This window comes from Streptomyces sp. NPDC041122, assembly GCF_055592445.1.
The window spans coordinates 541,683-562,674 of sequence record NZ_JBVIYQ010000006.1; the positions used below are offsets into that span (position 1 = coordinate 541,683).

Here is a 20,992-nt window from a genome sequence, read left to right on the forward strand (position 1 = left end):
TTGAGCACCGCAAGCGTCTCCTCGGACGGCCTGCTCCCGCTGACCGGCGCCCAGACGGGCATCTGGAACGCACAGCGCCTGGAGCCGGACTCGCCGTACTACGTGGTCGGCGACGTGGTGGAGATATCCGGTGGCGACCCCGTCGACGTCGCGGCGCTCGTCGAGGCCGTCCGGGCGACCACCGAGGAGGCCGAGACACTGCGGCTGCGGGTGTACGACACCCCTGAAGGGCCGCGCCAGCGGGTGGGCCAGGAGCCGGTCGCACCGCCCCGGGTGGCCGACGTCAGTGATGCGGCCGACCCCGTCGCCGCGGCCCACGCCCTCGTCGACGCGGAGCGGGCCCGGGTGGGCGAGGCCTGCCGGGGGATGGTGGACCGGCCGCTGTACGCGCGTACCGTCATCAGACTCTCCGACCGCGAGATCTGGTACACCCAGCTCGGCCACCACCTGGTCTTCGACGGCTACACCGCGGCGATGCTCGCGCGCCGCACCGCCGCCCGCTACACCGCCCTGGTCCAAGGGGCGGAGCCGCGCCCGTCGGCCTTCGGAGGCTTCGCCGACTTCGTGGCCGCCGACCGCGCCTACCGGGAGAGCGACCGGGCCCGCGAGGACCGCGCGTACTGGGTCGAGCGGTTCACCCCGCTGCCCGACCTCGGCGAGAACGACATCGCCGCCGGCGCGCCCGACAGCACGCTGACCGCCCGCGCCGCCCTCTCGCCCGAGGAGACGGCCCGGCTGCGCGCCTACGCCGACGAGCAGGGCGTCACCTGGGGCGAGGCACTGATCGCCGGCTACGCCGCCTTCCTGCACCGCATGCTCGGCCGCACCGACATCGTGTTCGCCCTGCCGCTGATGTGCCGTGCCGGCTCGGTCGAACTGCGCACCCCGGCCATGGCGGTCAACATCCTGCCGATGCGGCTGACCGTCCAACCCGGCGACACTCTCGGCGAGTTGGGCCGGCGGGTGGCCGCCGCGACGAAGGAGATGCGCGACCACCAGCGCTACCGCGGCGAGGACCTGCCGCGCGACCTCGGCGTGCCCGGTGCGGGCGCGCTGCTGCACGGCCGCGGGATCAACCTCAAGGCCTTCGACCTGGCCCTCGACTTCGCCGGGGCGCGCGGCGTGCTGCGCAACGTCGCGGGCGGGCCGCCGGAGGACATGGGCCTGAGCGTCCTGCCCGCCCACGACGGCGGGCTGCTGCTCGGCTTCGAGGTGGACGCACGGACCAACGACCAGGCCGCCGTCGACGCCCTCCTCGCCGCGCTGCGGACCCTGCTCTCCCGGCTGCTCGACGGCCTGCCCGTGGGACGCATCGCCCTGGCCGACGACGCGGACCGGCTCCTCGCGGACCGGTGCCCGCCCGCGCTGCCCGGCACGCCCGTCGACGTTCCGACGGCGTTCGACGCGATGGCCGCAGCCGATCCCGACGGCACGGCACTGGTCTGCGGCGAACACCGGCTGACGGCCGCCGCGCTGGCCGACCGCGTGCACCGCGTCGCCCGCGCGCTGCGGGCCCGCTCCATCGGGACCGAGGACATCGTCGCGCTGGCCCTGCCGCGCTCCGCGGACTCCGTGACCGCCCTGCTCGCCGTCATGGACGCGGGCGCCGCGTTCCTGCCCCTGGACACCGCCCACCCCGCCGAGCGGCTGCGCGACCTGCTCGACGACACCCGCCCCGCCCTCGTCCTGACCGCCACCGACGCCGTCGACGGGCTGCCCTGGCAGACCCTGCTCGACGAGGCCGCCACCCTGTCCGGCGCGCCGCTGGCCGCCGCCGAACTGGCCGCGCCCCGCCACCCCGAGCACCTCGCCTACGTGATCCACACCTCCGGTTCCACCGGCCGCCCCAAGGGCGTGCTCGGCCGGGTCGGCGCACTCGCCTCGCTCCTGCACCACCAGCGCGCCACGGTCGTCGCCGAGGCCGAACGGGCCGCCGGGCGGCGCCTGCGCGCCGCCCACACCTACTCGTTCGCCTTCGACTCGGCCTTCGACCACCTGGTCTGGCTGCTGTGCGGCCACGAACTCCACGTCTACGACGCCGACACCGTCCGGGACGCCAACGCGCTGCTCGCCGCGTTCGACCGCGACGGCATCGACATCGTGGACACCACGCCGTCGATGGCCGCGCCGCTGATCGACGCCGGGCTCCTGGAGCGGGAGCCGACGCTGCTGGTCCTCGGCGGCGAGGCCACCCCGAACGCCCTGTGGCGGCGGATCGCCGCCTCCGGGATCACCGCGCGCAACCTCTACGGGCCCACCGAGGCCACCGTCGACGCCACCACCGCACGGATCGACGGCGACGCCCCGACGATCGGCCACCCCCTCGCGGGCACCCGCGTCCACCTCCTCGACAGTGCGCTGCAACCGGTGCCGCACGGTCGCACGGGCGAGCTGTACCTCGCGGGACCGCACCTCGCCCGCGGCTACCTCGGCCGGCCCGGGGCGAGCGCCGAACGGTTCGTCGCCGACCCCTTCGGCGCGCCGGGCGAGCGGATGTACCGCACCGGGGACCTGGCCCGCTGGGTGCCCGGCCGGGGCGTGGAGTACCTGGGCCGCGCCGACGGACAGGTCAAGATCCGCGGCCACCGGGTCGAGACCGGCGAGGTCGAGGCCGCGCTCGGCGCGCTGCCCGGCGTCACCGCGGCGGCCGCCACCATCCGCTCCTCCCGCCTCATCGGTTACGTGGTGTCCGCCACGGCCACCGGGGACGCGGTACGCGCCCTGCTGGCGGAGCGGCTGCCCGACCACATGGTGCCCGCGGCGGTCGTCGTCCTCGACGCGCTCCCGCTCACCCCCAACGGCAAGCTCGACCGTGCCGCCCTGCCCGCCCCCGCCTCCACCGGCGGCGGCCGGGAACCGGCCACCGAACGGGAGCGGCTGCTCTGTGCCGTACTCGCGGAGGTGTTCGAGGTCGAACGGGTCGGCGTCGACGACGACTTCTTCGCGCTCGGCGGCGACAGCATCACCGCCATCACCCTCAGCAGCCGCCTCCGGGCCAAGGGCCTCGACCTGCGGCCGCGGGACCTGCTGGCCCGCCGCAGCTTCGCCGCCCTCGCCGCGTCCGCCGGGCTCGTCGAGTCGGTCGCCGAACCCGTGGACGACCCGATCGGGCCGGTCCCCGCGCCGCCCATCGTGCGCGGCCTGCTCGACCCGCACCCGGACGTGGACATCGTCGCCGGATACGCGCAGTGGACCGCTGTGGGCGTCGACGCGCTCGACCGCGCCGACCTGGTCGCGGGCGTCCAGGCGGTGCTCGACCACCACGACGCGCTGCGGCTGCGTGCGGACGACGGCCTGGAGGTGCTGCCCCGCGGCGGCCTGGAGGTGCTGCCCCGCGGCGCCGTGCGCGCCGTCGTCGACGAGGTGCACGGCGCGGACACGACCACCGTGGCCGAGCACCTCGCCGGTCAACTCGACCCCCGTACCGGCGACTTGGTGCGCGCCTGCCTGATCCGCACCGCTGACGACGAAGCCGACCTGCTGGTCGTCGCCGTCCACCACCTCGCCATGGACGGCGTGTCCTGGCGCATCCTGCTCCCCGACCTGTACGCGGCCTGCACGGGCGCGCCCCTCGAACCCACCGGCACCTCATGGCGACGCCACGCCCTGTACCTGGCCGCCCAGGGCGAGTCCGGAGCGCGACGCGGCGAACTCGCCCACTGGCGGACCGCACTCGGCTCCGCCGTCCGGCTGGGCGCCCGCCCCCTCGACCCGGCGCGCGACACCGTCTCGACCGCCCACCGGTCGACCACCGTGGCCTCACCGGAGACCACCGAGGCACTCCTCACCACGCTGCCCGCGGCCTACCGCGCCGGCGTCGACGAGGTGCTCCTCGCCGCCCTCACCCTCACCCTGCGCGCCTGGGGCCTGCCCGGGGACGCGGTCACCGTCTCCCTGGAGGGCCACGGCCGCGAGCACCTCGAACTGTCCCGCACGGTCGGCTGGTTCACCGGCGAGTACCCGGTACGGGTGCCCCTGGAGGGCGATGCGGGGCGCGCGCTGCGCGCGGCGAAGGAGGCCCGGCGCGCGGTCCCCGACGGCGGCATCGGCTACGGCGTCCTGCGCCACCTCGACCCGCAGATCAGCCCGGAGCTCGGAGCCGTGCCGCCCCCGGACGTCCTGCTCAACTACCTCGGCCGATTCGGCTCGCTGCCCGGCACGGGCTGGCGCCTGCCCGAGCGCGACGCCTTCTCGGTGACCGAGCCCGGGGCCAAGGCGCTGGAACAGGTGCTCGCCCTCAACTGCTTCGTCCACGAGGAGGGCGCGCCCCGGCTCGCCGTCGAGTGGACGGCCGCCTCCGAGGTGCTCGACGCCGACACCGTGACGGCCCTGCGGGAGACCTGGGTCGCGACGCTGGACGCGCTGGCCGAGCACGCGCGCCACACCTGCGGCGGGCTCACCCCCTCCGACCTGCCGCACGTCGCTCTCGACCAGGCCGCCATCGACGCCATCGAACGCACCGGCCGCATCGCCGACGTGCTGCCCGCCACCCCGCTGCAGGTCGGCCTCTCCTTCCACACCCTGGTCCGCGACGACCAGGACGCCGACGTCTACGTCGTCCAGGCCGTGACCACCCTCGTCGGCGACCTCGAACCCGGCCGGATGGCGGAGGCCGCCCGCGAACTGCTGCGCCGCCACCCCGCGTTGCGCGTCCACCTGGCCACGGCGGGGGACGACGTCGTCCAGGTCGTCCCCGCCGACGTCGCCCTGGACTGGCGCGAGGACGACCGGTTCCCGGAGGCCGCCCGCGCCGAACTGGCCCGCCCCTTCGACCCGACCCGTCCTCCGCTGATCCGCTTCCTGCTGTCCCGCGTCGGACCCGACGAGCACAAGCTGGTCATCACCAACCACCACGCGCTGCTCGACGGCTGGTCCATGCCGCTCGTCGGCCGCACCCTGCTCGCCCTCTACGCCGAGCTCGGGGGCGGCCCCGCGGCCCCCGCCGCCCCGCCCCTGTCGGAGTACTTCCACTGGCTGGCAGGGCGCGACCACGACGTGGCGCTCACCGCCTGGCGGGACGCGCTGGCCGGCGTCGACGACGCGACGCGCCTCGCGCCCGCGAGCGCCGAGAGCGGCGTCGAGCGCCCCCACCGCGAAACCCTCGCACTCGGCCGCGAGTTCAGCGACCGGCTGCGCGCCTTCGCCCGCGAACAGGGCGTCACCCTGACCACCGTCCTGCAGACCGCCTGGGGCCTGCTCCTCGGCAGGCTCACCGGCCGCCGCGACGTCGTCTTCGGCTGCCCCGTCTCCGGCCGGCCCGCCGAGGTCGCCGGCGTGGAGTCGATGATCGGCCAGCTCGGCACCACCATCCCGGTCCGCGTCCGGCACACCCAGGACCAGACCGCCCGGGACCTCATGGCCCAGGTCCACGCCGAGAGCGTGGCGCTGGCCGAGCACCACCACGTCGGACTGCCCGAGATCCAGCGGGCGGTGGGCGTCGGCGAACTCTTCGACACCATGCTGGTGATGGAGAACTTCCCGCTCTCCAGCCGGAAGCGCACTCCGCTGGCCCCGGGCCTCGACCTCGCCGGCGTCGACATCACCGACGCCACGCACTACGCCCTGACCGTCATCGTCATCCCCGACGACGAGATCACCATCGGCCTCGGCTACCAGCCGCGCGCCTTCGACCCCGCCACCGTGCGCGACCACGGCCGCCGGCTGCACACCCTCCTGCGCGAACTCGTCGCCGACCCGGCACGTCCCGCGCTCCGGCTGCCCACGCTCGACGCCGAGGAGCGCGAGCGGATCCTGCGCACCGGCACCGGGATCGTCCCCGCCAAGGACCGCGGCCACTGGCTGACGGAGTTCGCCGCCTGGGTCGACCGCAAGCCCTACGCCGAGGCCCTGGTCTGCCGGGACCGCCGCCTCAGCTACGCCGAGCTCGACCGGCGGGCCAACCGGCTCGCCCACGCCCTCATCGCGCACGGGGTACGACCGCAGGACCCCGTCGCCGTCCTGCTCGGCCGCGACATCGAGATGACCGTCGCGCTGTTCGGCGTGGCCAAGGCGGGCGCGGTCCACGTGCCGATGGACGCGAGCTACCCGCGCGAGCGGCTCGCGTTCATGTTCGACGACATCGCCCCGGCCGCCGTCGTCTCCACCGGCGCCGAACTGCCCGTCGCCCGCGAGATCCCGGTCCTGCGCCTCGACGACCCGGCCACGCTCGCCGCTCTGCCGGACACCGACCCGGCCGAGGCGCGCGCGAAGCTCACCGACGACGCCCTCGCGTACGTCATCTACACCTCCGGCACCACCGGCAGGCCCAAGGGCGTCGGCGTGACCCACCGGGGCGTGCCCGACCTGATCGCCCTGCAGGAGGAGGTCGTCGGCGTCACCGAGCACGACCGCTACCTGCACTTCGCGTCGACCGGCTTCGACGTCGCGTTCTGGCAGACCATGGTGCCGCTGCTGTCCGGCGGCACCTCCGTCATCGCCCCCGAGGAGGTGCGCGTCCCCGGCGACGAACTCCTCGACTACATCGCCGAACACCGCGTGACCGGGGTGAACCTGCTGCCGTCGTTCCTCGCCGCGATGCCCGACGACCGCACCGTCGACCCCGACGTGTTCTTCGTCGTCGGCGCCGAGCGGCTCGACCCCGAGCTGGCGCGCCGCTGGGGACGCGGCCGCCGGGCGCTCTTCAACGCGTACGGCCCGACGGAAGTCACCATCAACGCGGTGACCTGGCACTACGACCCGCAGGACGAGGGGCCGCTGCCGATCGGGCGGCCCGACCCGAACGTCCGCGCCTACGTCCTCGACGGCGGACTCCAGCCCACCGGCACCGGTGTGACGGGCGAGCTGTACCTCGGCGGGCCCAGCGTCGCCCGCGGCTACCTCGGCCGCCCCGGCCTGACCTCCGAGCGGTTCGTCGCCGACCCGTTCGGCCCGCCCGGCGAGCGGATGTACCGCACCGGCGACCTCGTGCGGTGGCGGCCCGACGGGCAGCTGGTGTTCCTCGGCCGCGTCGACCACCAGGTCAAGGTGCGGGGCTTCCGCGTCGAGCCGGGCGAGATCGAGTCCACGCTGACCGGCCACCCCGACGTACGGGCCTGCGCCGTGATCGTGCGCGAGGGGCGGCTCGTCGGTTACGTCGTCCCGACCGACGGCGCCGACCCGGACACCGCGCAGCTCCGCGCGTACCTGGCCGACGAGCTCCCCGACCACATGGTGCCGACGGCTCTTGTACCCATCGACCGGCTGCCGTTGAGCCCCAGCGGCAAGCTCGACCCCACCGCGCTGCCCGCTCCCGAGACGGTGACGGCCGCACGGCGTGAACCCGCGACCGAAGCCGAAGCGGTGCTGCTCGGCGTCTTCCGGGACGTCCTCGGCACCGACGCCGTCGGCCCCGACGACGACTTCTTCGCCATCGGCGGCGACAGCATCGTCTCGCTCCAGGTCGTCTCGCGCGCCCGGCGCCACGGCCTCGGCCTGACCGCCCGCGACGTGTTCGAGGGACTGACCGTCGCCGGGATCGCGGCCCGCGCCCGCGCCCTGGAGACGGGCGAGGCACCCGCCACCGGCGACGCGCCGCTCACCCCGGTCATGCGGGACCTGCTGCGCCGTGCCGGCACGGCGGCGGACGGGTTCTGCCAGTGGACGGAGATCTGCGTCCCGCCGGGCGGCGACGCCGCCACCTGGCGCACCGTGCTCGACACCCTCCTCGCCCGGCACGACGTCCTCCGCGCCCGCCTCACCGACGACGCCCTGCACATCCCCGAAACCGGCACGCTCACCGGCGCCGACGTCCTGACCTGCGTACGGGCGACCGACGACGACCTGCGTCCGGTGATCGACGCCCACGTCGCCGCGGCCCGCGCCGCGATGAACCCACGCACGGGGCCCATGCTGCGCGCCCTCTGGGTCGACGCCGGGCCCGAACGCCCGGGCAGGCTCGTCCTGATCGCCCACCACCTCGTCGTCGACGGCGTCTCCTGGCGCGTCCTCCTCGACGACCTGGAGCACGCCCACGCCGGAGGCACCCCCGCCCGCCACGGCGAGTCCTTCCTCGGCTGGGCGCGGACGCTGCGCGACGCCGACCGCCGGGCCGAGCTGCCGCACTGGCGGCGGATGACCGCCACCCAGCCCCTCGCCGCCCGTCCGCTCAACCCGGCGCGGGACACCGTGGCGACGGCACGCCACCACGAGCTCCGGCTCGACGCCGCGTCGACGCGCGCCCTGATCACCACGCTGCCCGCCGCCCACCGCGGCACCCCGGACGCGGTGCTGCTCACGGCGCTCGCGCGAGCGGTACGGGAGTGGCGCGGCGCGCCGGAGGTTCTGGTCGCACTGGAGAGCCACGGACGACCGCAGCAGGTCGACCTCTCGCAGACCGTCGGCTGGTTCACCGCCGTCCACCCGGTGCGGCTGCACGCCGACGACGACGTGCGGGCGGTCCGGGAGCGGCTGCGCGCCCAGGGAGACGCGCTCGGGTACGGGATCCTCACCTCGGCGGGCCTGCTCGCCCCGGTGGAGCCCGAGATCGCCTGGAACTACCTCGGCCAGTTCCCCGGCGCACCGTCCCGGGAGACCCCGTGGCGGCCGGCCCCGGACGCCGACCCGCTCGGCTCCGGCGGCACCGACGACCTTCCCCTGCCGCACGGCCTGATGGTCAACGCCCTGGTGCGCGACGACGCCCTCGGCGTCCGCATCACCTGGCCCGCCGAACTGTTCACCGCCGAGGAGATCGCGGAACTGGCTGAGTGCCTGCGGGCCGCCCTCCTCGACCTCGCCGCCGCACCGGAGATCTCCGCGCTCGACCACGACCGGGGAGTCGCCGAGATCCAGCCCCTCACCCCGCTCCAGGAAGTGATGCTGCGCCATTCGCGCACCGAGCAGCCCGACCCGTACACCGTGCAGTCGACGTTCTCCCTGGCGGGCGCGCTCGACATCGACGCCCTGCGCGTCGCGGGCGCCGACCTGCTGGCCCGCCACCCCAACCTGGGCGCCGTGTTCCCCGCCGACCTGGCGGTGATCCCTAAGACGCCGACGCCGGACTTCCGTGTCGTCGACGGACCGGCCGACGAGGCCCTCGCGGCCGACCTGGCCGAGCCGTTCGACCTCGCCGCGGGCCCACTCCTGCGGCTCACGGTGATCCGGACCGGCCCCGAGCGCGCCGACCTGGTCATGACCAGCCACCATGTGCTCTCCGACGGCTGGTCGGCACCGCGCATCCTCACCGAGCTGTTCGAGCTCTACACCGCACGGGTCCGCGGCACGGCACCCGACCTGCCCGCGCCTGTGCCCTTCGGCGACTACCTGCGCTGGCGCGCCGACCATGAGCCCGAACTCATGCCGTGGGAAGTCGAGTTGCAAGACCTCCCGGAGGGGGACCATCTCGCCGCAGGTGAGGTCGGCGCGGCCTGGCAGGACCCCGCGCTCATCAGTTTCGACGCGGGCCTCATGGCCGACCTCGGCCGGCTCGCAGCACGCCGCGGCCTGACCAGCAACACGCTGGTGCAGGGCGCCTGGTCGGTCCTGCTCGCCCGCCGCTCCGGCCGCGCCGACGTCTGCTTCGGCGCCATGGTCGCCTGCCGCCCCCCGGAGCTGGCGGGCGTCGAGGAGATCGTCGGCCTGCTCGCCAACACCGTTCCGGTACGGGCGCGCCTCACCGGCACCCTCGCCGAAACGTTCACCGAACTCCAGGCCAGACAGCGGGCGTTGGTGGACCATCACCACGTCGCGCTCGCCGATCTGGAGCGGCTGACCGGACGGCGCAGGCTCTTCGACAGCCTGGTGGTGTTTGAGAACTACCCCGTCGACCCCGACCGCCTGCGCGAACCGGCCCCCGGTCTCACGGTCGTCGGCACCCGGTTCCGCGAGTCCACCCACCACCCGGTGACCCTGACGGTCATGCCGGACGGCGACGGCTGGACGGGCGTCCTCGCCCACCGTGCCGGCGTGGACGTCGACGGCCTCGCCGACGAACTCCTCACCCTGCTCCGCTCCCTGGACCGCCACCTCGACGACGACGTCAGCACGTTCCTGGAGGCGCGATGACCGGCGATGTCGCACCACCGGCCGAGCGGGTGGACGGGGACCTGCTGCGGATGGCGTTCATCCTGGTGCTCGGCACCTTCATGGCGACGCTCGACGCCACCATCGTCAGCGTCGGAATCGACCGCCTGACCAAGGAGTTCGACGCCTCCGTCGCCGACATCCAGTGGGTGAGCACCGCCTATCTGCTGGCCGTCGTCGCGGCGGTGCCCGCGTCCGGCTGGCTGTCGGACCGATGCGGCGGCCGCCGGGTCTGGCTCACCGCCGCGGGCGTGTTCCTGCTCGGCTCGGTGCTCTGCGCGCTGGCGTGGTCGGCGGCCAGCCTGGTCGTGTTCCGAGTGATCCAGGGCCTCGGCGGCGGGCTGCTGCCCGCCACCGGGCAGGCGATCCTGGCCCGGGTCGCGGGACGACACCGCACCGGCCGGGTGATCAGCGTCGTCGCCGTCGTCCCGCTGCTCTCCCCGGTGTTCGGCCCGCTCGTCGGCGGCTCGCTGCTCGGCATCGCCTCCTGGCCGTGGCTGTTCCTGGTCAACCTGCCGATCGGCGTGGTCGCGGCCGTCCTCGCCCGCCGGTACGTGCCCGACGTGCCGCCCTCGCCGCGGCGCACGGCGTTCGACCTCCGGGGCGCCGCGCTGCTCTCACCCGGTCTGGCCGCCCTCGTCTACGGGCTGACCGAGGTGGCCCACGGCGCCACGCTGCCCGCCGTGGCCGGGGTGGTGGCGGGCGTGGCGATGCTGGCCGCCTTCACCGTGCACGGGCTGCGGACCGACGGGACGCCGCTGGTGGACCCGCGCCTGTTCACCCGGCCGCCGTTCGGTGCCGCCGCGCTCGCGCTGCTGGTCCTCGGCGCGTCGGTGTTCGGCACGACGTTCCTGCTGCCGCTGTACTTCCAGACCGGTCGCGGTCTCTCCCCGTGGGAGGCCGGGCTGCTGCTCGCGCCGCAGGGGCTGGGTGCCGCCGCCGGTTCGTTCCTGGTCAACAGGACCATCGACAAGGTGGCGCCGCGGACCCTGGTGGTCACGGGCATCGTGCTGATCGTCGCCGGCACGGTCCCGTTCACCCAGCTCGGCCACGCGCCGCCCGAGGCGGTGATCATCGCGGCGCTCGCGGTGCGCGGCATCGGGATGGCGATGATCGGCGCGCCGGTGATGAACATCGTCTACAGCCGCATCGGGCCCGAGCACCTGCCGAGGGCGTCCGCAGCGCTCAACCTCCTGAACACGGTGGGAGGTTCGGTGGGAACCGCCGCTCTCGCGGTCGTCCTTCAGAACCGGCTGTCCGCCCGGGACGCGGACATCCCCGCGGCGTTCGGCGACACCTTCTGGTGGGTGCTCGCCTTCTGCCTCCTCGCGGCGGCGGGGGCGACGCGACTGCCCCGTACGCGGCCCAAGGGGGCGTAGGCAAGAAAGGGGCATGGGCAAGAGGGAGGGGAGGGCCCGCGACTGTCGGGCCCTCCCCGGTCGTTCCGTCGCTCAGACGCGGTCGGCCGCGATGAGGAGGTACTGGAAGGAGCCGTCCCGGTAGGAGTTGATGAACGCGTCCTCGATCCCCGTCACCAGCGAGGACGTCGCCCGCAGCTCCCAGTAGGGCAGCGTGTCCGGCGTCAGGTCGATGACGGCCTGCGGCACGAGGCGGTTGTCGGCCATGGCGCGCAGGTACTCGCGGCGGGAGTGGATGTTGCACTCGAAGTGCGCGTTGATCTGCGAGACCCACTTCGAGGGCTGGCCGTACCGGGGGTTCCAGCAGCCGGTGATGGTCACGTAGCGGCCGCCGACCTTGAGGACACGGGAGTGCTCGGCGAAGAGGTCCTGCAGGTCGACGTACATGCTCGACTCGTTGTTCCACGACGCCGCGGCCAGACCGGTCTCGAAGGGCGTGGCGAGCATGTTGCAGACGCGGGCGCGGACGTGGTCCTGGATGCCCAGTTCGTGGGCGCGCCCGTTGGCGAAGTCGGCCTGCTTCGCGGAGAGCGTGACCCCCTCGACCTTGCAGCCGAACCGCTGGTGGGCCATCACCATCGAGCCGCCGCGGCCGCAGCCGGCGTCCACGAGGGTGTCGGCGCGGCCGATGTCGCCGAGGTGTCCCAGGAGATACTCGGCCTGCGCCGACTCCAGCCGGTGCAGCTCGGCGATCAGCTTCTTCTCGCTCTCGCTGTCACCGGGGTCGCCCAGCGCGCTCCGGTCGACCTCGCCGATGCCGTAGTGGTGGTGGTACAGACCGTCGACATCGCCGAGACGCAGGTTCACGGGCCGGGCCTCGCCGTCCCAGTAGCGGGCGATGTCCCCCTGATAGGGCGTCGCCGGGCCGGGGATGCGCAGCGGGGTGGCGGCGGTGGCCGGGGTGGCGGTGAGTTCGGTGCTGGTCACAGGTGAATCCATTCTCTTACCAGAAGTCGGGCAGGCTGTAGCGGTAGGTGTTCGTCCGGTGCCAGTGGTGGTTGCCGTCGACCCACGCGGCCACGCCCCGCAGGAAGCGCTGCACGGTCGGCACCGGACAGGCGGCGGCCAGGGCAGCGGCCTCGGCCTCGAAGTCGTGCATCAGGTCGTTGTGGACCTCGACCGACTTCAGATAGGCCTCCCGGTCGGAGAGACCCTCGCGCTCGGCGATCACCACCGGCAGGTTCAGGTGCCGGCCGGGGGAGGCGAGCTCCTTGGTGTACGAGTACAGGTCGTTGACGATGGTCGTCGCGTTGCCCGCGAGCGCGATGACCTTCTGCATGGCGGGCTGTGCGTGCAGGTCCGCCGGCAGTTCGTAGCCGCCGACGGTGTCGGTGATGGTGGGGCAGGGGCGGAAGTTGTTGAACTGGCGCATCGCCAGGTACTCCCACACCTCCGGTACGTGGTCCAGCTGCGCCCAGGCCGCCTCGGCGAGGTAGCCGAGGTGGAGCCTGGCCATGTCGTGCCGGTACCGGTCGGCCTGGGAGGCGGTGGACGCCTCGACGAAGTACTCCATGGCGGAGCGGTAGGCCCGCCGGGGAGCGTCCGAGTGGAGCGACTTCTCCCACTGCGGCTGGTACTCCCGCGTGGTGTACAGCGGGTCGAGGGCGGTGTGCGCGAGGAGCAGCCGCTCCCCGAGACCGTCGGGGGAGCCGCCGTGGTCCTCGCAGTAGCAGTCGTCCACCGCGTTCTCGGCCACCATCAGCCGGGTGGCGAGCATCAGATGGTCGACGGTCGGGGCGTCCGGGTGGCAGCCCACCATGTAGCGCCCCACCAGGAAGCCGTCGAACTCCTCCTCCCAGTCGTCGGGGTAGAGGCTCACCTCGTCCAGCGCCCAGGACTTGATCCGGCGGCTGACCTCCTCGACCCGGGCGGGATCCGGCTCGGGCACCGGATGGTGGTAGAGGCCCGGGATCGGGGTGCCCTCCGCCTCGGACGGCGCGGCGGCCGGGGCCGCGGGCGCCGCCGGCGGTGGCTCCTCGCGCGGGACGAGCCGCAGACCGGCGGTGCCGATCCCGCTGGGGCCGCTGAGCAGCCGCGCCAGACCGCCCCCGGCCCCCGGTACTTCGGCCGGTGGAGCGGCGGGAGCGGCGGAAGCCTCGGGTGGTGGTGAAGGGGTGGGCAGGTCGGGCGCGGCGGGCGGGTCGCCGAACGCGGCCCTGATGTCGCAGGCGCGGGCCGCGGCGTCCGCGAGGACGTCCGCCCCGAAAGGGGTGACGGCCTCCGGCGCACTCGGCTGCGGGGGGGTCGGCTCAGGCGCGGGCATCAATGGCTCCTTGAAGGTGGGCCGCTGCGGGGGCCACTACGGGCGACCGCTACTACTTGGGCCAGCGGGCGATCTGCACGTTCTCCAGGACGCCGACCGCGTCCGGCACGAGGATCGCGGCGGAGTAGTAGGTGCTGACGAGGTAAGAGGTGATCGCCTTCTCGTCGAGGCCCATGAAACGGACCGAGAGGCCCGGCTCGTACTCGTCCGGGAGACCGGTCTGGTGCAGACCGATGACGCCCTGGTTCTCCTCGCCGGTACGCATGCAGAGGATCGAGCTGGTCTTCTCCTTGCTGATCGGGATCTTGTTGCAGGGCAGAATCGGTACGCCGCGCCAGGCGGGCACCTGCTGGCCGCCGAGGTCGACGTGGTCCGGGTAGACGCCGCGCGCGTTCAGCTCGCGCCCGATCGCCGCGATGGTCTTGGGGTGCGCGAGGAAGAACTTGGATCCGCGCCGGCGGCACAGCAGTTCGTCCAGGTCGTCCGGGGTGGGCGGGCCGGAGTGCGGCTGGATGCGCTGCTTGAAGTCGGCGTTGTGGAGCAGGCCGAACTCCCGGTTGTTGATCAGCTCGTGCTCCTGGCGTTCGCGCAACGCCTCGATGGTGAGCCGCAGTTGTTCCTTGGTCTGGTTCATCGGGCCGTTGTAGAGATCGGCAACCCGGGTGTGGATCCGCAGAATGGTCTGGGCGACGGAGAGTTCGTACTCCCGCGGCTTCTCCTCGTAGTCGACGAACGCGCCCGGCAGCTCCGCCTCGCCGGTGTGCCCGGCCGACATCGCGATCTCCGCCTCGCCGCGATGGTTCTGCCGGCGGTCGCCACGCGCCTTGTACTCCTCGATGTGGTCGCGCAGGCTCGACGCCGAGGAGAGCACGGCGTTGAAGTCCTCGCGGGACAGGGTGAGCAGCGTGCCGGAGGTCTCGGCGGTCGCCGTCTGCTCCCAGCGGGCGCCCTCGTCGAGCAGCGCGTCGTCCCCGAACCGGTCGCCGTCCGCGAGCACGTCGAGGGCGACCTCGTCGCCGTACGGGCCCTCGGTGGTCTGGCCGATGCGGCCGTGGGCGATCAGGTGGAGCCGGTCTGCGGGCGCGCCGCGCTCGACCAGCGTCTCGCCCACCTCGAAGTCGCGCTGGACGCACCGGCCGGCGAGGGCGCGGAGCACCTCCTCGTCGTCGAAGCCGCGCAGCGGGGCCAGTTCACCGAGTTCGCCCGGGATGACCCGGACGGTGCCGCCGTCCTGGATGAAGTCCACGCGTCCGTCGCCGACGGTGTAGCTCAGCCGGCGGTTCACGCGGTAGGCGCCGCCCTTGGTCTCCACCCAGGGGAGCATCCGCAGCAGCCAGCGGGAGGTGATCTCCTGCATCTGCGGGGCGGACTTGGTCGTGGTGGCGAGGTTCCGGGCGGCGGCCGTGCCCAGGCTGGACTGCTTGGGCGGCGCCGTCCGGGCCTGCGGGCTCGAGTCAACGGTCATCAGGCGGGCTCTCCTTGGTCATGGCGGGTACGCGCCGATACGGGCGCCATCGGGCAACAGGAGGAAAAAGGGGTATAGGAACGGGAATCCGTCCAGATCCAGGGGAACACTAAGGGCCGCTCCACCCGCCGGACCAGGAAAAGCCGACGACATTAACTCGATACGATGATCGCGCCCTTGCGATGTTTGCCCGGGTACCGACGGGATCCAGCCGTGATGTGCGGGGTGATCCCCGACGGGCCGTGCGGGCCGCTCGCGCCCGCACCCTGCGCATGCCTGTCGCATGTGCCGCCGTCGATCCCACCGGTGGCTGTCCGAATCGCGTCAGGGCACAGCACGACGGGGCGGCGGATGCGGTCACACTTCGGTGAGCGCCGCGTCATGTCCCGTCCGCGGCACGGCACTTCCGTCCGAGCCCCTCGCGTGCGCCGCCCGGAGTGCGAGCGGGGCGCCGAGTCGAGGGGACGGACCGGCCACGGCCGACCGCCGGCACCACTCGTCGTCCGTACTCGCTGAAGGGTGTCGACCCTGCCGACGGTACGCGTGCTTGCGGCGGCCCACTGCGAGACGGTGACGTCGAGCGCCCCGGGAAGCCTCCGTCGCCGAGTGGCTCGTGGACGCGCGGCTGTCCGTCGGCACGTCTTCGCGCTCGCCCGCCCCCGGGGCTGACGGCGGGCGGTCAGCGCACCCCGAACGACCGGATCAGCGCACTCCGTGCGGCCGGAACTGGACGCTGATGCGTCCGCCGGTGGCCCGGGCCGACTTCGGGATCGCGTGCTCCCAGGTCCGCTGGCAGGATCCGCCCATCACGATCAGATCGCCGTGCCCGAGCGGCCGCCGGACGGTCCCGCCGCCGCGCAGCGGGCGGAGCAGCAGGTCGCGGGGTGCTCCCACGGAGAGGATGGCGACCATCGTGTTCTCGCGGGCGCCGCGTCCGATGCGGTCGCCGTGCCAGGCGACGCTGTCCCGCCCGTCGCGGTAGTGGCACAGGCCGGCCGTCGTGAACGGTTCGCCGAGCTCGTCGGCGTAGTGCGCGGAGAGGGACCGCCGAGCCTCGTCGAGGACGGGGTGGGGGAGTGGTTCGCCGGCGCCGTAGAAGGACAGCAGGCGCGGCACGGCCACGACCCTCTCGTACATCTGCCGGCGTTCGGCCTTCCACGGGACGTCCGTGGCCAGGCGTTCGAACAGTTCGTCGGCGCCCCGGAGCCAGCCCGGCAGGAGGTCGATCCACGCCCCGTCGCCGAGGACCGTCCTGCGAAGGCCCTCCAGGGAGCCCAGGCGTACGTCGTCGCTCTGGTCGAAGAGCGATCCCTGGAGCTGGTGGCCGGACATGGGACCAGGCTACACCTGAATCGAACGCGTGCACGAATTATGTTCGCGGCGGGGCCGCGCGGACCGGCGAGGCCCGCGCGCGGGCGCGCGAAAAGCGCCCGCCCGGTACCGACGACGGAGAAGGCCTCCGAGTCGTCGGCACCGGGCGGGCGCCGCGCGTTGCGCCGTTCGGGTCAGTGCGCCCGCTTGCCGGTGAAGAGCCGGTAGAGGAACAGCACGATCACGGAGCCGACGATGGCGGCGATCCACGTCGACAGGTGGAAGAAGCCGTTGATCGAGTGAACACCGAAGATGACCTTGCCCAGCCAGCCGCCGAGCAGACCACCGACGATGCCGATGAGCATCGTCACGAGGCAGCCGCCCGGGTCCTTGCCGGGCGTGAGGGCCTTGGCGATGGCTCCGGCGATGAGACCGATCAGGATCCAGGCGATGATGCCCACGAGTACGTTCCTTTCGCTTGCGTACAAGACGGTCGCTTGTTCACGTGACGGCAGGAGACCTGCTGTCCGACACCGTGACGGATGTCCCGCTCCGGGCGTCTCACACAGGACCAAGGTCACGTCACGAGGGACGAAGGTCGCGGTTTCGGCGCCGCCCGGTGGCGGAAGGGGCCCGCGGTCACCATCGTCACCCGAGGTGCCCGGCCGCGCGCGCCGGGCAGTTGGCGCATAAGGTGGCGAGGCGGCATACCGGAGACAGATATGACGTCAGCCAAGAAGCCCCCCATCGAGCTGGAACGGTGCCTGCTCCTGACCGGCGTGGGCTGCTTCGACTGGGACCTGGTCAGCGGTGAGCTCAGCCTCGACGCCGGCTCGCTCGCCCTGCTCGACCTGCGCCCCGAGGAGTTCGAGGGCACCGTCGGCTCGCTCCAGGGGCGGCTGCCCCCCGAAGAGGCCGTCCGGATCAACTACGCGGTCACCGAGGCCGTGAACACCGGCGCCGACCACTACGGGGTCTACTTCAGGGCTCGGCACCGCGACGGCTCCCTGCACCTCGGCCACGCCCGCGGCCACATCACGCGCTCCCCGGAGGGACTGGCCGTACGCGTCATCGGCACCCTGCGGGATGCCGCGAGCGACGGTGCCGAACTCGCGGCCACCGACGCCCGTGAGGAGCGCCGCCAGGGCATCGCCCTGATGGTGCAGGGCACCACGCAGGCCCTTTCGCGGGCCGTCACCGTCGACGACGTGGTGGCCGTGCTCTCCGGCGCGTCCGGCCTCGACCGCTTCGCCGCCGACGGCCTCGTCCTCGGCCTCGTCGAGGGAGAGAACCTCAAGCTCATCGCGCTGGTGGGCCACTCGATGCAGGTCCTCGACGAACTCAAGCTGTACAAGGTCGACGAGTCGCTGCCGCTCGCCGAGGCCGTCATGACCCGCCAGCCCCGGTTCGTGGGCTCGCTGCCCGACCTGGCCCGGCGCTTCACCCGGCTGCGGCCCTACATCGAGGAGATGAAGCTGGACTCGGCGGCGTTCCTGCCGCTCGTCGCGCAGGACCGCGCCATCGGCGGACTCGCGTTGTTCTACCGGGGCCGCAGGAACTTCAGTGACGCGGACCGCAACCTGTGCATCGGCCTCTCCGGCATCGTCGCCCAGTCCTTGCAGCGCGCCATGCTCTTCGACGAGGAGCGCGACCTCGCCAAGAGCCTCCAGGCCACCATGTTGCCGCGGGGGATCCCCGAGGTCGCGGACACCGAGGTGGCCGTGCGCTACCACGCCGCCTGGGGCGGCCGTGACGTCGGCGGCGACTTCTACGACGTCATCACCCTGCCCCGTGGGCGCATCGGCGTGGTCGTCGGGGACGTCCAGGGACATGACACCCACGCCGCCGCCATCATGGGGCAGCTGCGCATCGCCCTGCGCGCCTTCGCCGGCGAGGGGCACCCGCCCGCGACGGTGCTCTCGCGCACCTCCCGCTTCCTGGCCGAGCTGGACACCGAGCGGTTCGCCACCTGCACCTACGCCCAGTTCGACCCCGCCACCGGCATCGTGCGCGCGGTGCGGGCCGGACATCTGCCACCGCTCGTGCGCCATCAGGACGGCCGGGTCGGCGTGCCCCGGGTGCGCGGCGGGCTGCCGCTGGGGCTGGCCACGGAGTTCGGCATGGAGGACTACCCCGAGGTCCGGCTCGACCTGGTGCCCGGCGAGACCATGGTGCTGTGCACCGACGGACTCGTCGAGGACGCCGGACTCGACCTCGACACCGGCATGCGGAACCTCGCCGAGGTGCTGCGCGCCGCACCCGAATCGGCGGAGGAGCTGGCGGACCACCTCTCGAACGCGCTGTGGGAGCGCTGGGGCACCGGTGACGACGTGGCGCTCCTGGTGCTGCGCCGCCTCCCCGACCCCGGCACTCTCCAGGAGCCGCGCATCCACCGGTACGTGCACCAGGCCGACCCCGAGGGCCTCGCCGACGCGCGCGCGGCGCTGCGGGAGCACCTCGCCTCCTGGGGCCTCGGCATGGTCGCCGACGACGTCGAGGTGGCCGCGGGTGAACTCCTCGTCAACTCCCTGGTGCACACCGAAGGCGGCGCGATCCTCACCCTGGAGGTGCTCACGGGACCGCCGCGCCGCGTCCGGCTCTGGGTGAAGGACCGCTCCAGCGACCGCCCGCGCAAGCGGACGCCGGGGGAGACCGCCACCTCGGGCCGGGGGATGCTCCTGGTGGAGGCGGTCGCGTCCGGCTGGGGCGTCGAACCACGCGGCGAGGGCAAGGCCGTCTGGTGCGACTTCGCGGTGCCGGACGCCTGATCACTCGTACGCGGCCGGCCGGCGGCACACATGGAGGTGCCGCCATCCTTCGGGCGGCGGCACACTACCGGTTGTCGCGTCGGACGCGGGTCAGGCCTTGTCCTGCATGCTGCTCCGCGCCGGGTTGGCCTGCTGGTCGGCCTTCGGGTCCTTCTCGTTCGCCTTGGCGCGCACACCCTGCTCGATGCGCTCGCCCACCGACTTGTCGATGTTCTTCCAGTACTCGAAGGCCCGCTGGAGCACCGGCTCGGTCACGCCGTTGAGGAGATGCCCCACGACGTTGTCCACGAGGCGCTCGCGCGCCGCGTCGTCGAGGACCTCGCGCACCATGGTGCCCGGCTGGCCCCAGTCGTCGTCCTCGGCGTGGTCGACGTAGGCGGCGCGGGTGATCTCGCCGTCCGCGTGCCAGCTGGGCGGGTTGCCGTAACGGGCGGTGTCGGCCGCCGGGCCGCCCTTGGAGTTCGGCGCGTACACCGGATCCGTGACCTTGCGGTAGGCCATGGCTCCGTCCTTGGAGTACGAGTGCACCGGCACGACGGGCGCGTTGACGGGCAGCTGCTGGTAGTTGCCGCCGATCCGGTGGCGGTGCGCGTCGGCGTAGGAGAACAGCCGCGCGAGGAGCATCCGGTCGGGGCTGGGACCGATGCCCGGCACCAGGTTGTTCGGCTGGAACGCCGCCTGCTCGATCTCGGCGTGGTTGTCCGTGGGGTTGCGGTCCAGCGTCATCCTGCCGACCTCGATCAGCGGGTAGTCGCCGTGCGGCCACACCTTGGTCAGGTCGAACGGGTTGAACCGGTAGGTGGCCGCCTCCTCGTACGGCATGATCTGCACGTACAGCGTCCAGCTGGGGAAGTCGCCGTCCCGGATGTGCTCGAAGAGGTCCCGGGTGTGGTAGTCGGTGTCGGCCGCGGCCATCTGGTCGGCCTCGTGCTGGGTGAAACACTCCACGCCCTGGTCGGTCTTGAAGTGGTACTTCACCCAGAACCGCTCGCCCTGCGCGTTGATCCACATGTACGTGTGCGAGGTGTAGCCGTTCATGTGGCGCCAGGTGCGCGGGATGCCCCGGTCGCCCATCAGCCAGGTGACCTGGTGGGCCGACTCCGGCGAGAGGGTCCAGAAGTCCCACTGCATGTCGTGGTCGCGGAGGTTGTTGTCCGCCCTGCGCTTCTGGGACCGGATGAAGTGCTGGAACTTCATCGGGTCCTTCACGAAGAAGACCGGGGTGTTGTTCCCGACCATGTCGTAGTTGCCCTCGGACGTGTAGAACTTCAGCGCGAAACCGCGCGGGTCCCGCCAGGTGTCCGGGGATCCGCGCTCTCCGGCCACGGTGGAGAACCGGGCCACGAGGTCGGTCCGGGTCCCGGGCTGGAAGACCGCGGCCTTCGTGTACGCGCTGACGTCGGCGGTGACCTCGAAGTGGCCGAAGGCGCCGCTGCCCTTCGCGTGCGGCTGCCGTTCGGGGATGCGCTCCCGGTTGAACTGGGCCATCTGTTCGATCAGATAGCCGTCCTGCAGGAGGATCGGGCCACCGGCGCCAACGGTGAGCGAGTGTTCGTCGCTCTCGACCGGAACGCCGGCATCGGTGGTGGTGGCCTTACCTGTGGCGTCGTTCATGGGCTACGTGTGCCTTTCCTGCGGCGGTGTCTGGCGTTGGCGATAAGTCCATATTGCGGCTTTTCCTGCGGTGCTGCTATTTCGCCGTTCCGGGTGCGGCCCGGGTACGACCCCGGGGAGACCCGGCTGGATCTCT

At 73.1% G+C, this 20,992-nt stretch carries 9 protein-coding genes; 3 read left to right on the plus strand and 6 right to left on the minus strand.

The window, feature by feature from the left end:
- Positions 1-9,999 carry an amino acid adenylation domain-containing protein gene (locus ACZ6B8_RS24305; protein ID WP_471608581.1) on the plus strand — a complete coding sequence of 3,333 codons (9,999 nt, stop codon included), beginning with the start codon at positions 1-3 and terminating at the stop codon, positions 9,997-9,999.
- A complete protein-coding gene (locus tag ACZ6B8_RS24310; RefSeq protein WP_471608582.1) occupies positions 9,996-11,396 on the plus strand; it encodes an MDR family MFS transporter in 1,401 nt (466 codons plus the stop codon). The genes ACZ6B8_RS24305 and ACZ6B8_RS24310 overlap by 4 nt, the downstream gene beginning before the upstream one ends.
- A 72-nt stretch (positions 11,397-11,468) precedes the next feature.
- On the opposite strand, the gene ACZ6B8_RS24315 is transcribed toward ACZ6B8_RS24310, so the two are convergent.
- The 5 genes from ACZ6B8_RS24315 to ACZ6B8_RS24335 form a co-directional block, all read right to left on the minus strand.
- Positions 11,469-12,362, minus strand: a complete 894-nt coding sequence (locus tag ACZ6B8_RS24315) for a geranyl diphosphate 2-C-methyltransferase (protein ID WP_471081445.1) — start codon at positions 12,360-12,362, stop codon at positions 11,469-11,471.
- A 16-nt stretch (positions 12,363-12,378) separates the two neighbouring features.
- Entirely contained in the window at positions 12,379-13,698 is a 1,320-nt protein-coding gene (locus ACZ6B8_RS24320) for a family 2 encapsulin nanocompartment cargo protein terpene cyclase (RefSeq protein ID WP_471608583.1), read from the minus strand.
- 52 nt (positions 13,699-13,750) lie between these two features.
- Positions 13,751-15,163, minus strand: coding sequence for a family 2B encapsulin nanocompartment shell protein (locus ACZ6B8_RS24325; protein WP_471608584.1), 1,413 nt, complete (start codon positions 15,161-15,163; stop codon positions 13,751-13,753).
- 702 nt (positions 15,164-15,865) lie between these two features.
- Positions 15,866-16,495: an alpha-ketoglutarate-dependent dioxygenase AlkB gene (locus ACZ6B8_RS24330; protein WP_471608585.1), complete on the minus strand. Its 630-nt coding sequence runs from the start codon at positions 16,493-16,495 to the stop codon at positions 15,866-15,868.
- Between the two features lie 173 nt (positions 16,496-16,668).
- Positions 16,669-16,935 (minus strand): GlsB/YeaQ/YmgE family stress response membrane protein, encoded by a 267-nt coding sequence (locus ACZ6B8_RS24335; protein WP_389722894.1) that lies wholly within the window; start codon positions 16,933-16,935, stop codon positions 16,669-16,671.
- 261 nt (positions 16,936-17,196) lie between these two features.
- Here ACZ6B8_RS24335 and ACZ6B8_RS24340 point away from each other — a divergent pair, with 261 nt between their 5' ends.
- A complete protein-coding gene (locus ACZ6B8_RS24340; RefSeq protein ID WP_471608586.1) occupies positions 17,197-19,242 on the plus strand; it encodes a SpoIIE family protein phosphatase in 2,046 nt (681 codons plus the stop codon).
- Between the two features lie 90 nt (positions 19,243-19,332).
- On the opposite strand, the gene ACZ6B8_RS24345 is transcribed toward ACZ6B8_RS24340, so the two are convergent.
- Positions 19,333-20,856: a catalase gene (locus ACZ6B8_RS24345; RefSeq protein ID WP_471081430.1), complete on the minus strand. Its 1,524-nt coding sequence runs from the start codon at positions 20,854-20,856 to the stop codon at positions 19,333-19,335.
- Positions 20,857-20,992: the final 136 nt, after the last annotated feature.

Bases quoted from the DNA above. Each gene is read 5' to 3' on its own strand.
- ACZ6B8_RS24325 (WP_471608584.1), bottom strand. From the start codon at position 15,163: ATGACCGTTGACTCGAGCCCGCAGGCCCGGACGGCGCCGCCCAAGCAG.
- ACZ6B8_RS24330 (WP_471608585.1), bottom strand. From the start codon at position 16,495: ATGTCCGGCCACCAGCTCCAGGGATCGCTCTTCGACCAGAGCGACGAC.
- ACZ6B8_RS24310 (WP_471608582.1), top strand. From the start codon at position 9,996: ATGACCGGCGATGTCGCACCACCGGCCGAGCGGGTGGACGGGGACCTG.
- ACZ6B8_RS24320 (WP_471608583.1), bottom strand. From the start codon at position 13,698: ATGCCCGCGCCTGAGCCGACCCCCCCGCAGCCGAGTGCGCCGGAGGCC.
- ACZ6B8_RS24345 (WP_471081430.1), bottom strand. From the start codon at position 20,856: ATGAACGACGCCACAGGTAAGGCCACCACCACCGATGCCGGCGTTCCG.
- ACZ6B8_RS24340 (WP_471608586.1), top strand. From the start codon at position 17,197: ATGACGTCAGCCAAGAAGCCCCCCATCGAGCTGGAACGGTGCCTGCTC.